Annotated in this window: 11 protein-coding genes; 5 read left to right on the top strand and 6 right to left on the bottom strand. The window is 65.5% G+C overall.

Annotation, left to right across the window (positions count from 1 at the left end):
• The first annotated feature begins 130 nt into the window (after nt 1-130).
• Genes ACED67_RS12805 through ACED67_RS12795 form a run of 3 tightly spaced genes read left to right on the top strand, consistent with a single transcriptional unit; the run spans nt 131 to nt 2,503 of the window.
• Complete coding sequence (locus tag ACED67_RS12805) at nt 131-1,417, top strand: lipoprotein-releasing ABC transporter permease subunit (protein ID WP_395542039.1); 1,287 nt, start codon at nt 131-133, stop codon at nt 1,415-1,417.
• Nucleotides 1,418-1,424: 7 nt separating this feature from the next.
• Nucleotides 1,425-2,111, top strand: a complete 687-nt coding sequence (locus tag ACED67_RS12800) for an ABC transporter ATP-binding protein (RefSeq protein ID WP_395542038.1) — start codon at nt 1,425-1,427, stop codon at nt 2,109-2,111.
• Nucleotides 2,108-2,503, top strand: coding sequence for a c-type cytochrome (locus ACED67_RS12795; RefSeq protein WP_395542037.1), 396 nt, complete (start codon nt 2,108-2,110; stop codon nt 2,501-2,503). Before ACED67_RS12800 ends, ACED67_RS12795 begins: the two co-directional genes overlap by 4 nt.
• 234 nt (nt 2,504-2,737) lie before the next feature.
• Here ACED67_RS12795 and ACED67_RS12790 read toward each other — a convergent pair whose 3' ends face one another.
• The 5 genes from ACED67_RS12790 to ACED67_RS12770 form a co-directional block, all read right to left on the bottom strand.
• Complete coding sequence (locus ACED67_RS12790) at nt 2,738-2,869, bottom strand: hypothetical protein (RefSeq protein WP_395542036.1); 132 nt, start codon at nt 2,867-2,869, stop codon at nt 2,738-2,740.
• Between the two features lie 446 nt (nt 2,870-3,315).
• On the bottom strand, nt 3,316-3,951 hold the full coding sequence (locus tag ACED67_RS12785; protein ID WP_395542035.1) for a hypothetical protein: 636 nt from the start codon (nt 3,949-3,951) through the stop codon (nt 3,316-3,318).
• 283 nt (nt 3,952-4,234) lie between these two features.
• Nucleotides 4,235-6,190 carry a DNA topoisomerase IV subunit B gene (gene parE, locus ACED67_RS12780; RefSeq protein ID WP_395542034.1) on the bottom strand — a complete coding sequence of 652 codons (1,956 nt, stop codon included), beginning with the start codon at nt 6,188-6,190 and terminating at the stop codon, nt 4,235-4,237.
• A gap of 107 nt (nt 6,191-6,297) precedes the next feature.
• Nucleotides 6,298-7,317 carry an LLM class flavin-dependent oxidoreductase gene (locus ACED67_RS12775; RefSeq protein ID WP_395542033.1) on the bottom strand — a complete coding sequence of 340 codons (1,020 nt, stop codon included), beginning with the start codon at nt 7,315-7,317 and terminating at the stop codon, nt 6,298-6,300.
• An 87-nt stretch (nt 7,318-7,404) separates the two neighbouring features.
• On the bottom strand, nt 7,405-8,064 hold the full coding sequence (locus tag ACED67_RS12770; protein ID WP_395542032.1) for a glutathione S-transferase family protein: 660 nt from the start codon (nt 8,062-8,064) through the stop codon (nt 7,405-7,407).
• Between the two features lie 130 nt (nt 8,065-8,194).
• Between ACED67_RS12770 and ACED67_RS12765 the strand changes: the two genes are divergently transcribed.
• Together ACED67_RS12765 and ACED67_RS12760 are read left to right on the top strand one after the other, a co-directional pair.
• Nucleotides 8,195-9,964: a bifunctional helix-turn-helix transcriptional regulator/alpha/beta hydrolase gene (locus ACED67_RS12765; RefSeq protein ID WP_395542031.1), complete on the top strand. Its 1,770-nt coding sequence runs from the start codon at nt 8,195-8,197 to the stop codon at nt 9,962-9,964.
• A 213-nt stretch (nt 9,965-10,177) separates the two neighbouring features.
• A complete protein-coding gene (locus tag ACED67_RS12760; protein WP_395542030.1) occupies nt 10,178-11,554 on the top strand; it encodes an MATE family efflux transporter in 1,377 nt (458 codons plus the stop codon).
• Here ACED67_RS12760 and ACED67_RS12755 read toward each other — a convergent pair.
• Nucleotides 11,513-13,573, bottom strand: a complete 2,061-nt coding sequence (locus ACED67_RS12755) for a capsule polysaccharide biogenesis protein (protein WP_395542029.1) — start codon at nt 13,571-13,573, stop codon at nt 11,513-11,515. The two genes, ACED67_RS12760 and ACED67_RS12755, sit on opposite strands and share 42 nt — an antisense overlap.
• Nucleotides 13,574-13,575 lie beyond the last annotated feature (2 nt).

The following is a 13,575-nucleotide window of genomic DNA, read 5'->3' as shown; positions in this document are numbered from 1 at the left end:
GGATAAGTGACCGGGCAAAGACAGGCTTTCCTTGGCGCGCGGGACGTCGGCAAAGTGCCGCCGCGCGGCGGGTTCCTTGACCTTTCGCCGCCGAGAGGCCAGTTTGCGCCCAATCAGAATGGGCGGGCAGATGGCAGGCAGGACGGCACCCTTTTCGGGCTTCGAATGGATGATCGCCTGGCGCTATCTGCGCGCAAGACGGGCCGAGGGCGGCGTCTCGGTGATGACTTGGATCAGCCTGATCGGCATCACCCTGGCCGTGTTCTCTCTGATCGTGACGCTGGCGGTGCGGGCGGGGTTCCGCGCCGAATTCGTCGACACGATCCTTGGCGCCAATGCCCATGTCACCGTCTACACGACCGACCGGATCAATGAACAGGGCGTGCGCGAAACCGGCTTTGCCGATTACGATGCCGCGGCGGCGGCGCTGCGCCAGGTGCCGGGCGTGACCCAGGCCGCGCCCCTGATCAAGGGCCAGGTCATGGTCACCGATGGCGAGCGCACCAATGGCGCCGAGGTTTTCGGCATCCGCCCCGAGGATCTGGCCGAGATCCCGCGCGTGGGCAAGGGGGCCCAGGCCGAGGGCGATCTGGCGCGCTTTCCCGAAGGCATCGCGCTGGGATCGGTTCTGGCGCGCGAGCTGGGGGTGACGGTGGGCGACCGGGTCAGGGTGATCTCGCCCTCCGGCACCAAGACGGCGATGGGCTCCTCGCCCCGCGTCAACGCCTATGAGGTGGTCTATATCTTCACCGCCGGGCGCTATGACATCGACAAGGTTCGCATCTACATGCCCTTCACCGAGGCGCAGAGCTTCTTCAACCGCGAGGGTTTCGCCGATGAGTTCGAGGTCATGGTGCAGGACCCCGAGCATATCGAGCAATATGCCGCCGACATCCTGAACGCCGCGCCGCGCGATGCGCTGTTGTGGAGCTGGAAGGACAGCGCCGGGTCTTTCCTGCGGGCGCTGGATATCGAGGATAATGTAATGTTCATCATCCTTTCGGTCCTGGTGCTGATCGCCTCGCTCAACATCGTTTCGGGCCTGATCATGCTGGTCAAGAACAAGGGCCGCGACATCGGCATCCTGCGCACCATGGGGCTGACCGAAGGATCCGTGCTGCGGGTGTTCTTCATCTGCGGGGCGTTCACCGGGGTGATCGGCACGTTCTGCGGCGTGGTTCTGGGCTGCCTTTTCGCCTTGAACATCGATTCCGTGATGGGGTTCCTCAACTGGATCAATGGCTCGCCGGTCTGGGATGCCTCGGTCCGCGGCATCTATGCCTTGCCCGCCAAGCTGCAGATGAAGGATGTGGTCTCGGCCATGGCGCTGTCGCTGGGCCTGGCCTTCGTGGTGACGATCCTGCCCGCAAGGCGGGCGGCGCGGATGAACCCGGTGGAGGCCCTTAGATATGAATAGGGGCGCTATGAGTGACGCGCTGGTTCTGGACGGGGTCGAGAAGGGCTATAACCGCGGCAAGCCGTCGGAAGTGCTGGTGCTGCGCGGGGCGTCCCTGCGCGTCGCGCCGGGCGAGGTGGTGGCGTTGGTGGCGCCTTCGGGGGCGGGCAAGTCGACGCTTCTGCACATTGCCGGGCTTCTGGACACGGCGGATGGCGGCAAGGTGGCTTTGGGCGGGCGCGAAATCGCCGGCCTGTCGGACCGCGCGCGCACCGAATTGCGGCGCGGCGAGGTGGGGTTCATCTATCAGTTCCACCATTTGCTGCCCGAGTTTTCTGCACAGGAAAACGTTGTAATTCCGCAGCTTGCCAATGGCGTGGCTAAGGCGGAGGCGCAGGCGCGGGCGGCGGATCTGCTGGCGCGCGTGGGGGTGGGGCATCGGGCGGGGCACCGCCCGGCGGCGCTGTCGGGGGGCGAGCAACAGCGCGTCGCCTTTTGCCGGGCACTGGCCAATGCGCCGCGGCTGCTGCTGGCGGATGAGCCGACCGGGAACCTGGACCCCGCGACCTCGGACCAGGTGTTCGGGGCGCTGATGGATCTGGTACGATCGACCGGAATGGCGGCGCTGATCGCGACGCATAACCTTGATCTGGCCGCGCGGATGGACCGGATCGTGCGGCTTGAGGCGGGCCGTGTGGTGGAGAATAAGACATGAGAAAACTGGCGGTTCTGGCGGTTCTGGCGCTGGCGGCGGGCTGTGTGCCCGAGGAAAAACAGCCGACGGGCGCGGAAGATTTCGCAACCTTTTGCGCGGGTTGCCATGGCGCGGGGGGCAAGGGCGACGGGCCGGGGGCGGAAGGATTGCCGCGGCATCCGGCCAACCTGACGACGCTGGCCAAGCGGCATGACGGCACCTTCCCGAAGCTGCGGGTCATGGCCAAGATCTGGGGCTATACCGGAAAATATGGCGATACGCCGATGCCGAATTTCGGGCCGCTGCTCGACAGCCCGCTGGTGCCCTATGACGCGGGCGACGGCATCAGCAGCCCGACGCCACTGCGGTTGGTGCAGCTGGCGGAATATGTCGAAAGCCTGCAGGTGAAGTGAAGCGCGCGCCGGGGCGGCGGGGGGCCGCAACGGCGGCGGCGCAAGGGGCCGATTGCGCTGCGTTAATCCCCGGAGCGGCCGGGAAGAGACTGTCTTCCGAACGTCTTCCGATTGTCTTCCACAGGTCTTCCGCGCCGTCCCGGGCCAAGGGCCGGCGGCGGCTTTAACCATTCGCCCATGACTCGGGGCCGGTGACGCGGTTGGGCGCGCGGGTGAGGCCCGTCGCGGCCACGGTCACTTGACCTTCTTGCCCGCGATGGTGGGGGTGTCGCGCGTCGAGGGGGTGCTTGCCACAGTCACCACCTTCGGCGCCTCACGCTTGGGCTTCTTGGCTTCCTTGTTGCCCTTGTTCCTGCCTTTGGCCATGTCCGGGATCCTTTGTGCCGAGGGTTCCGCCCGGCCCATGCCAGGGGGATCGCTGCCGGGGGGCCGCAAGGGACGCCGGGGCATCAGGGGCGGACCGCGCAAGATGCGGGGGCGGAGCCTGTGGGGGGAAGATGGGCCTTGGTCGGGGGGAAGGCAAGGGGGTGAGGCGTGGTCCCCGGCCATGCCGGGGAGGAAACGGTCCGGTGGGCCGGGGAGTCCGGGGCTGGCCAAGGTATGGCGATGGTCTGGCAAAGGTCGGGCGCGCCGGGCCAGGCCGTGGCGTTAACCATGTGGCGAGAATCGGGGGTGGTGCGTGCGAGCACGCCCCCTACGAATGGCGGCTTTGGCGATGCGGGCGGATCGGCGGGCCATGGGGACGCCGCCGGGGGTTTTGCACCCCCGGACCCCTGCAGGATATTTTTGGACAGATGAGGGGGCACCTAATACTAGCTTCGGTCCGGTTCTGTTGATGCCTCGCGTAGCATCGCTGCAGCTGAAACTGTATGATCTTCGACTTGTGCTTGCGCACGATGATCTCGCTCAGGAGAAAGTCTCGAGAAAAGGGCCTCAGAGCGAGAATAGTTTCTAATTCTGTAGGAAGCCCATGGTGCAAATCCTGTTTTTTCGAGAAAAGCAGTCAAAGATATTGGAATAATGAAAAATATGGCAAAGAAAATAATTAAATAGATCACTGCCCAAGTCGCGGCGGTCAAATCAATATTGCGCAGGTCTGTCAGAAACTGTGCATTTCTAGTGCTATAGAGCAATCCAGCTTCGGCCAAGAGGCAAATAAAATAGGTGTTTCCGATATCGTGCGGTTCAAGAGGGCGGAGACGTATCTTAGGCAAGGATTTTGTTAGGCCTGCGACGTTCTCCAAGAGGCAGCCATCGTGAAGAATTTCGAACGAAAGTGCCTCGTCTTGAGGTATTCTAAGATCGATAAATTCGATCTTATCCTCTGAGATGCGAGGAAAGGCAGAGAAGCCGTTAAAGCCGCTTATTGGTGTGATGCTATAGATCACTCCGTTTGGTCGGATAGCGGCGCTTAGATTCGTCACAAAATCATCATCGGTTAGAGTCACATGTGTCCTATTCGAGAATAGAATAAGTGTTCGATGTATCCCGCCCCCAGTCTTTCCATTCCCCCTAACCTCCATCGTAAAGCCAGCAGGGAGCTTTGAAGACGCTAGCTGCATGCTCTTAATGGAGAATGTCACGCGACTCGATCTTGTCTTTCTCCATTTTGCAATCGCAAATATCGCCCCGATGAATGTGAGCATCGAAGCTGCGCCGGAGACATAATCTGAATTCAATAGTTCGAGCACAGAAAAAACCTCTTGGAGTGCGCGTTTCTATCGCGCATCCTCACACATCCAACTCCTCCACGAACCGCGCGTTCTCCTGGATATACTGGAAGCGCAATTCCGGCTTCTTCCCCATCAGGCGCTCGACCAGATCGGAGGTATCCCCCGGCTCGTCCTCGTCGATGCTCACCCGGATCAATTTCCGGGTCTCGGGGTTCATCGTGGTGTCCTTCAGGTCCTTGGCGTCCATTTCGCCCAGGCCCTTGAAGCGCTGCACGTCGATCTTGCCCTTGCCGCCCAGGCCCTTTTCCAGCCAGACCTCTTTCTCGGCATCGTCGGCGACGTAGAGGCGGCGCGCGCCTTGGGTCAGGCGGTAGAGGGGCGGGCAGGCGAGGTAGAGGTGGCCCTTGTCGATCAGGGGCCGCATCTGGGTGAAGAAGAAGGTCATCAAGAGCGAGGCGATATGGGCGCCGTCGACATCGGCGTCGGTCATGATGATGATCTTGTCATAGCGCAGGTCATCGACGCGGAACTTGGTGCCCATGCCGACGCCCAGCGCCTCGCAGATGTCGCGGATTTCGGAATTGTCGTTCAGCTTGTTGGACGCGGCCCCCAGCACGTTCAGGATCTTGCCCTTGAGCGGCAGCAGCGCCTGGTAGTTGCGGTCGCGCGCGCCCTTGGCCGAACCGCCGGCCGAGTCGCCCTCGACGATGAAGATCTCGGTGCCGCGGCGGTCGGTGGCGGAGCAGTCGACCAGCTTGCCGGGCAGGCGCAGTTTCTTGGTCGCGGTCTTGCGCTGGGTTTCCTTTTCGGCGCGGCGGCGCAGGCGTTCCTCGGCCCGCAGGACCAGGAAATCGAGGATGGCGCCGGCGGATTTGGGATCGGCGGCAAGCCAGGTGTCGAAATGGTCGCGCACCGCGCCTTCGACCCATTTCGCGGCTTCCTCGGTCGCCAGCCGGTCCTTGGTCTGGCCGACGAATTGCGGTTCGCGGATGAAGACCGAGATCAGGGCGCAGCCGCCGGTGAGCATGTCGTCGCGGGTGATCTGGTCGGCCTTGCGGTTCTTGATCCGCTCGCCATAGGCCTTGATGCCCTTGAGGATGGCGGACCAGAAGCCCTGTTCATGCGTGCCGCCTTCGGGCGTGGGGACGGTGTTGGTGTAGGAAGAGATGAAGCCGTCGCGTTGCGGTGTCCAGTTGATCGCCCATTCGACCGAGCCGGGGACGCCGTATTTCTCCTTGAACGACACTTTGCCGGTGAAGGGGCGGTCGGCATAGGTGCTGTCTTTGTCGAGCTGGGCGGTGAGATATTCGCCCAGGCCGCCGGGATAGTGGAAGGTGGCTTCCAGCGGCATGTCGCCATCGGGGATGGCGGATTTCCAGCGGATTTCCACGCCCGAGAAGAGATAGGCCTTGGACCGCGCGGCGCGCATCAGCCGGGCGGGCTTGAAGGATTGGTGGCCGAAGATCTCGGCATCGGGGTGGAAGGTGACGGTGGTGCCGCGGCGGTTGGCGGTGGGGCCAAGCTTTTGCAGCGGGCCAAGCGGTTTGCCGCGCGAGAATTCCTGGGCGAAAAGCTCGCGGTTCTTGGCGACCTCGACCCGCAGGAAATCGGACAGGGCGTTGACGACCGAGGAGCCGACGCCGTTCAAGCCGCCCGAGGTTTCATAGGCGTCGCCGTTGAACTTGCCGCCGGCATGGAGGGTGCAGAGGATGACCTCGAGCGCGGATTTGTCGGGGAATTTCGGATGCGGGTCGACGGGGATGCCGCGGCCATTGTCGCGGATGGTCAGGCTGCCATCGGCGTGAAGCTCGACCTCGATGCGGGTGGCGTGGCCGGCGACGGCCTCGTCCATCGAGTTGTCGAGGATTTCGGCTGCGAGGTGGTGATAGGCGCGCTCGTCAATGCCGCCGATATACATGCCAGGCCGCATCCGCACCGCCTCGAGCTGGTCGAGAACCTGGATCGACGAGGCATCATAGGTGGTTGCGGCCGGAGAGAGGAGGTCGTTGGGCATGGGCGGCCTTTGTGAGGAGGTGGCCGCCATTAGACCATTGCTGCGGGGGGAGACGCAAGATGTGGGGGAGGGGGACCGGAGGTTTCGCGGCTCCGGTCCCGGCCCGGTCAGCGCCAGCCCAGCGCCGGGGCAACCTGCTTCAGGATCGTCTCGATGACATGGGCGTTATAGTCGACGCCCAGCATGTTCGGGACGGTCAGGAGAAGCGTGTCGGCCTCGGCAATGGCGGTGTCTTCGCGCAGCTGTTCGATCAGCCGGTCGGGCGCGGCGGCATAGCTGCGGCCAAAGACGGCGCGGGTGTTGTCGATCACGCCGATCTGGTCGCCCTCGGGGCGGCCCTGGCCGAAATACATGCGGTCCTTGTCGGTGACGAGCGCGAAGATCGAGCGGCTGACCGAGACGCGCGGTTTGCGCTTGTGGCCAGCCTTGTCCCAGGCCTCGCGGAATTTGCGGATCTGGGTGGCCTGCTGGATATGCAGGGGTTCGCCCGACTCGTCCCATTTCAGGGTCGAGCTTTGCAGGTTCATGCCCATTTCGGCCGCCCAGATCGCGGTCGCATCCGAAGCCGCGCCCCACCAGATGCGGTCGCGCAGGCCTTCGGAATGCGGCTCGAGCCGCAGAAGACCGGGCGGATTGGCGAACATCGGGCGCGGGTGCGGTTTGGCGAAACCTTTCCCTTCGAGGAGTTGCAGGAAGACCTGGGCATGGTTGCGCGCCATGTCCTGATCGGTCTCACCCTCGGCGGGCTGATAGCCGAAATGGCGCCAGCCATCGATCACCTGTTCGGGCGAGCCGCGCGAGATGCCCAGTTGCAGCCTGCCGCCCGAGATGAGGTCGGCGGAACCCGCATCTTCCAGCATGTAGAAGGGGTTCTCGTAGCGCATGTCGATGACGCCGGTGCCGATCTCGATCTTCTTCGTCCGCGCGCCGACGGCGGCCAGGAGCGGGAAGGGCGAGGCGAGCTGGCGGGCGAAATGATGGACGCGGAAATAGGCGCCGTCGGCGCCCAGTTCCTCGGCCGCCTCGGCCAGTTCGATGGATTGCGTCAGCACGTCGCGCGCCGAGCGCACGGCCGAGCCGCGTTCATCGGCCCAATGGCCGAAGGACAGGAAACCGATCTTCTTCATGGCGGGACTCCGCGAATTGGGTTGCCGGCAATTTAGGGTTTCGCCCGAAACCGCACCAGTGCCCCCGCCCGCACAGGGAAGGTGCGCCTATGCCGGTTCGGAGGCGCGCGCCGTCCACATCGCCTGGAAGGCCGGGCGGCCCTGGCAACGCTTGAGCCAGGCGGCGGTGGCGGGAAATTCCGCCATCAGCCCGGCATGGCCCTGGGCATAGCGCAGGCATTCGGCGACCATGACCTCGGCCACGGTGAAGCGGTTGCCCACCAGCCAGTCCTGGGTCTTGAGATGCGCTTCAAGCCGGGCGAGCGGACGGCGGAGTTTTTCGGCAAGGACGGCAATGGCGGCCTGGCCCTCGGGCGTCTTGTCGCCGCCATCGGCCTGAATATACATCATCTCGAGCGCGGGGCCTTCGACGGCGGTGGCGGCGAAGAGCGCCCATTGGTCGATCAGGGCCGCCTCCGCGGCATCGGCGGGACCAAGCGCGCCGCCATGGACGCGGGCGAGATGCAGGCAGATCGCGAGTGATTCCGTCAACACCAGATCACCGTCCTTGAGCGCGGGGATCTGGCCCAGCGGGTTGACCGCAAGGAACTCAGGCGAGGCGGTGTGCAGGGTGGCGTCGCGGGCCGCGCCTTCTGGCAGGCGATAGGCCTGGATCACCGGCACATGGTCATAGGGGATGCCGGCCTCGGCCAGCAGCCACAGGGGGCGCGAGGCGCGCGAGCGGTAGACGCCGTAAAGCGTGAGCATGGTCTTCCCTCCGGGCGCGGGCGATTCCCGCGCCATCCGGCCCAAGTCTTGCCGCAAAGCGCGGTGAAGTTGAACGGGTCCGGCCACGAAAATCCTTGCCCGGCGCGGGCGGCAGCGGCAAAGAAGGGCCATGTCGAAAGGACCCACATCCAGATCCTCGGCAGAATTCGCCGATGGCGGCCAGCGCGCAGAAATCGTGGACCGGCTCTACGATGTAGCGCTGGACCCGATCCGGCTGGAAGAATTGCTGGATGTCTGGGAGGGCCGCGCGGGACCGCTGCGGGTTGGGCCGGTGGAACAGGCGATCCCGCTGGAAGATCCCGAGATCGAGGCGCATATGCAGCGCGCCACCGTGTTCCTGGACCGTTTCGAGGCCACGAAGAAGGATGGAGGCTATCGCTCGGTCCTGGCCGATATTCCGCGCGCGGCGGCCTTTCTGTCGGATGGCGGTGCCACGATCCATGCCGCCAACCGCGCAGCGGATCTGGCCTTCGGACTGCGTGAAGGCATGGCTTTCGCCACGCTGCCCTTCGACGCCGGGGACAAGGTCTTGCTGGCCGAAGTGATCCGCAAGGTCGCGGGCGGCCGGGCGGCGGAAAAGGTGATGACGCTGCGCATCCGGTCGACCGTGACGCAGGGGCCGGTGATCGTGCGCGTCTCGCCCATTGAAAGCGATGCGCCGCGGCCCCTGGCGCTGGTTCTTTCGACCGAGCTGGTCTGGCCCGAGGGATTTGCCGCCATGGTGCAGGAGGCCTTTGGCCTGACCCTGGCCGAGGTGGAGATCGTGCAGGGCATCACGCTGGGCCTGCCGGTCAAGGATATTGCCGAGGCGCGGGGACGATCGCCCGAGACGGTGCGCACGCAGCTGCGCAGCATCCTGGCCAAGACCGAGACCCACAGCCAGTCGGAACTGGTGCGGGTGGTGCTGGGGCTGATGGATGTGGCGCTGATCCCGGTGGTGCCCGAAGAGGACCGGCCCGAGGGCCTGCGGCTGGAGCCGCGGCCGCTGCACTGGCTGCGCTCGTCCGATGACCGGCGGCTGACCTGGATCGAATATGGCGATCCGCGCGGGCGGCCGGTGCTGTTCATGCATCTGGATTACGGGCTGGTGCGCTGGCCCGCCGCGGCGGAACGTGCGGCGCGGCGGCGGGGGTTGCGGGTGATCACGCCGGTGCGGGCGGGCTATGGCAAGACCGACCTGCATCCCAAGGGCGCCGATCATCTGCGCGAGGTGGTGCTGGATTATGCCGCCGTGCTGGACCATCTAGGGGTGAAGGGCGCGGTGGTGCTGCCGCAGGGGGCGGACCTGCGCTTTGCCATGCATCTGGCAAACACGCGGCCCGATCTGGTGCGCGGCATCGTCGGCGCCTCGTGCCAGCTGCCGATCCGCACCGGCGCGCAATATGAGCGCATGGACAAGTGGCAGCGCTTTATCCTGGCCAATGCGCGCTATGCGCCAAAAGTCCTGCCTTTTCTGGTGCAGGCAGGCTTTTCGCTGGCGCGGCGGCTGGGCAAGGAGGCCTTCTTCCGCACGGTGAACGGCGGCAGCCCTGCCGATATCGACGCTTTCGCGCGCCCCGAGATCCGCGAGGCGGTTCTGGAGGGGTCAGAGGTCTGCATGACGCGGAAATGGGCGGCGCATGAGGCCTTTACCCGCGAATGCATTGGCTCTGAGAAGGATTGGTCGGGGGTGGTCCGGGCCTGCCGGGTGCCGGTTCTGCTGCTTCAGGGCGATCAGGACCCGCAGTCGCCAGTGCTGACGATCCGCGAGCTGGCGGCGGATTATCCGCATCTCGCGCTGCGGTTCCTGCCCTTTACCGGCCAGTTGCTGTTCTTTGCCGAATGGCCACAGGTTCTGGACGAGGTGGAGGCGATGTTCGAGCAGGTCGGGAAAGCCTGACCCGAGGGCGGGATTTCTGGGCCTCTACCGCAAATAGGGTATGCGGCGACTCGGGAGATCGCGGTAACCAGTTCGTGTTGAAGTTGCACATAGAACTGTCTGTTTTCAGGACGAAGTTTTCATCGATCAGACCAGACGGCACCCTGAGCTTCAGGGTGCCGTTTTGTTTTGCTGGGCCTTGTTCTTTTCCTGCCCAAGGATTAGGCGGAAATCATGATGCCGCAGATGTCTCTTTCCACCCACGCGAGGGCGACCCTTGCGTTGGGGCTGCCCCTGATCGGGTCAAGCCTCGCCCAGATGGCGCTGCACGTCACCGATACGGTGATGGTGGGCTGGTATGGCGTCGTCGCGCTGGCGGCGGTGGTGCTGGGGTCCTCGACCTTTTTCGTCCTGTTCATCCTGGGCGCGGGATTCGCCAAGGCGATCCTGCCCATGGTTGCGGCGGCGCGAGCGGCGGGGGACGAGGCGCAGGTGCGGCGCGATGCCAGGATGGGGCTGTGGCTGTCGGCGGGGTTCGGGCTGCTGATCTATCCGGTCTTCTGGTGGTCGGAGCCGCTGTTGCTGGCCTTGGGACAGGAGCCCGAGGTCGCCCGGCTGGCGCAGGACTACCTGCGCATCGCGGGCGCGGGCATGGTGCCGGCGCTTTGGGTCGCGGTTCTGCAAAGCTGGCTGGCGGCGCTGGGGCGCACGCAGGTTGTGCTGTGGGTCACGCTGGCGGCGGTGGCGGTGAATGTCGTCATCAACTGGGCGCTGATCTTCGGCAATTGGGGCTTTCCCGAGATGGGGGCGGCAGGGGCCGCAGTGGCGACGCTGACGGTGCAGGTCGTGTCCTTCATCGGACTGGCGGTTTATGCGGCCCTGTTGCCGAGCCTGCAGCAATATCGCCTCTTCCAGCGCTTCTGGAAGCTGGATGCCCCGGCGCTGGTGCAGGTGTTCCGGCTGGGCTGGCCGATCGGGCTGACCGGTATCGCGGAGGGCGGGCTGTTCCAGGCCAGCGCGCTGATGATGGGCTGGGTCGGCACGGCGCAGCTTGCGGCGCATGGCATCGCGCTTGAGGCGGCCGCCGTGGCCTTCATGGTGCATGTCGGCCTGTCGAGCGCGGCGACGATCCGCATCGCGGGTTTTGCCGAAAAGGGCGAGGCACGCAGCTTGCGCGACGCGGCGGTGGTGTCGCTGGGCCTGTCTTTCCTGGTGGCGCTGGCGGTGATCGCGGTTTTCGTGACCCTGCCCGAGCCGGTGATCGGCCTCTTTCTGGACGAGACCAAACCGGAAAGCGCGGCGATCCTGGCCTTTGGCGTGACGCTTCTGGCGGTGGCGGCGCTGTTCCAGCTGGCGGATGCGATGCAGGTCATGGCCTTGGGCCTGCTGCGCGGGTTGCATGACACCAAGGTGCCGATGGTGCTGGCGGCGGTGAGCTATTGGGTCATCGGCGTTCCGTCCAGCTATGTGCTGGCCTTCCCGCTGGGTTTTGGCGGCGTGGGGCTGTGGTTCGGGCTGGTGATCGGGCTGGTCGCGGCCGGGGCCAGCCTGATGCTGCGCTTCTGGGCGCTAGCGCCAAAGCCCGGCATGGCTGGCGAACCGGCCCTGTAGCTTTGACAGGAGCCGGTTGAGGCGGCCCGGATGCGGGATCGCGCCCGTGGCGAGCCGGTCCAGCGCGACTTCGGGCGGGCAGGGGCGGCGCGAGACCGGGTCCCAGTAGCGCGGATAGGCGATCAGCGCGGCATGGATCAGATGCAGAAGGTCGGGCCGGGGCTGAAGGCTGCCATCCTCGCGCCGCAGGCGGCGGCGTGGCACGGGGCCAAGATCGGTGGTCAGGCCCCAGCCGGCATAGAAGGGCGCACCGAGCGTGGTGACCTTCTTGCCGCGAAGCAGCGCTTCGAACCCGGTCAGCGAGGTCAGCGTCCAGACCTCGTCGATCTCGGGCAGGAGCGCCGCCATATTTGCATTGTCAAGAATGACATCGGCATAGGCGCGGACCTGATCGGGCGGGACGGCACCGGGGCGCAGGCCGGCTTCGACATCGGGATGCGGTTTGTACAGGATCACGGCTTCGGGATTCGCCTCCCAGGTCGCTTTGAGCAACCCGAGATTGCTGGCGATCTCGCCGCAGCCGAGGCGGATCGAAGCGTCATCCTCGACCTGACCGGGGACAAGGATGCGACGCCCGGCAGGCAGGGCGGGCAGGGCGCCGCCGAGACCGTATTTGGTCAGGCTGGCGGCGGTGAGGTTTTCCAGCAGGCGTTCCGCGCGGGCGCGGCCGCCGGGGGGCAGAGCGGCAAGGATCAGGCGTTCCAACTGCGATGGACGGGTCGGATCGTAGTAGATGCCGCTGTCATCGGTGACGAGCGACAGGGGCGGCACCAGTTCGGCACCCAGGCCACGCGAGCGCAGGAAGCCGTCTTCCACCCGCAGGGCTGGGGGGGCGAAGCCCGGCGGTTCCTTGCCGGCCCAGAGCAGCAATCCGCGTGACTTGTCATTGGCAAGTTTTGCGGCCTTTTCGGGATCATCCTTGAAGATCAAGGGTTTCGTGGCGCCGAAGAAGGCTTGTAGCCGGGGGCGTTTCCACAGGCGCATCCCTGCTGCAACATGGCCGCGGCGGTCGGCCCGGAAGGCGTGCGTCTCGGACTCGAGCTGGTCGAGCACCTGCTCGAATGTGGCAAGACGGTCGCGGCAGGGGTCGTACCAGGTTGGTGCGAGGATCATGGCAGCGGCGAAAAGCTGCGGCCTTGTCAGCACGCGGCCCCGGCGCGGCGGCGGGCTGCGATCCTGTGTCAGACCCCAGCCGGCATAGAAGGGCTGACCCCAGACATGCGGTTTGTGACCCGCAAGAATGGCCTCGAACCCCATCTGCGACGAGACGGTGTAGACGGCAATCGCGCCGTCCAGAAGCGACCATGGGCTGTGCGCTTCGGGGACCAGCATGACGCCCGCCGTGGCGTGGCGCGGGCCGTAATGGCCGGGGCGCAGGCCAAGCGCGGTTTCGGGATGGATCTTGATCAAGATCCGCGCGCGGGGATGGACCTCGCGGGCGGTGGCGAGCATCTCGTCAAACGTCGCCTGCGTGGCGCGCGATGCGCGGAGCGAGGCGTCGCCGGCGGTCTGGTCGATCACCATGACATAGCCGGGTGGTGGTGGCGGCAAGGCGGGGTCGTGGAGATTGTATTTTGACAGGTTATGGTAACGGAGACGTTCAATCCCCTCGCGTGAGCGGGCAAGAATGTTGGAATTGTCCAAGGGATCGGTGGCGAGAATATGCTCGAGACGCGACGGGCGGGCCGGATCGAAATGCAGGCCCATAGGGTCGATCAGGAGGCCGAGCGGCGCATCGCCCATCCGGCCGGGGCGCACGGCGCGCAGGAAGGCGTCTTCCAGCCGGACCAGCGGCACTTCCGCCCGCGCCGCGGTCCTTACGCCGCGCCAGGCGGTGGGGCTGGCACCCCAGACGGCCACGCCATCGCCGGGGCCGGGCAGACCGAAGCGCAGCTCATGCCCGGCCAATGCGAGGATGCGCTTGAGGCGGGCGTCGCGCAGGAAGGAGAGGTTCTGATGGAAAAGCCGCCGCGGGATTTCCGCGACGGCCGGGCCTTTCGGATCGCGCTCGACCGCCAAGG

Origin of the sequence: Neotabrizicola paludis, from assembly GCF_044142105.1 — a bacterium.
Taxonomy (GTDB): Bacteria; Pseudomonadota; Alphaproteobacteria; order Rhodobacterales; family Rhodobacteraceae; genus Pseudogemmobacter.
Note: the sequence above shows the minus strand (reverse complement) of the source record. Positions and strands in the feature narration are given on the sequence as shown.

Excerpts from the sequence above, each read along its gene's own strand:
- ACED67_RS12770 (WP_395542032.1), bottom strand. The coding sequence starts at position 8,064 with ATGCTCACGCTTTACGGCGTCTACCGCTCGCGCGCCTCGCGCCCCCTG.
- ACED67_RS12790 (WP_395542036.1), bottom strand. The coding sequence starts at position 2,869 with ATGGCCAAAGGCAGGAACAAGGGCAACAAGGAAGCCAAGAAGCCCAAG.
- ACED67_RS12800 (WP_395542038.1), top strand. The coding sequence starts at position 1,425 with ATGAGTGACGCGCTGGTTCTGGACGGGGTCGAGAAGGGCTATAACCGC.
- parE (WP_395542034.1), bottom strand. The coding sequence starts at position 6,190 with ATGCCCAACGACCTCCTCTCTCCGGCCGCAACCACCTATGATGCCTCG.
- ACED67_RS12775 (WP_395542033.1), bottom strand. The coding sequence starts at position 7,317 with ATGAAGAAGATCGGTTTCCTGTCCTTCGGCCATTGGGCCGATGAACGC.
- ACED67_RS12805 (WP_395542039.1), top strand. The coding sequence starts at position 131 with ATGGCAGGCAGGACGGCACCCTTTTCGGGCTTCGAATGGATGATCGCC.
- ACED67_RS12760 (WP_395542030.1), top strand. The coding sequence starts at position 10,178 with ATGATGCCGCAGATGTCTCTTTCCACCCACGCGAGGGCGACCCTTGCG.
- ACED67_RS12765 (WP_395542031.1), top strand. The coding sequence starts at position 8,195 with ATGTCGAAAGGACCCACATCCAGATCCTCGGCAGAATTCGCCGATGGC.
- ACED67_RS12795 (WP_395542037.1), top strand. The coding sequence starts at position 2,108 with ATGAGAAAACTGGCGGTTCTGGCGGTTCTGGCGCTGGCGGCGGGCTGT.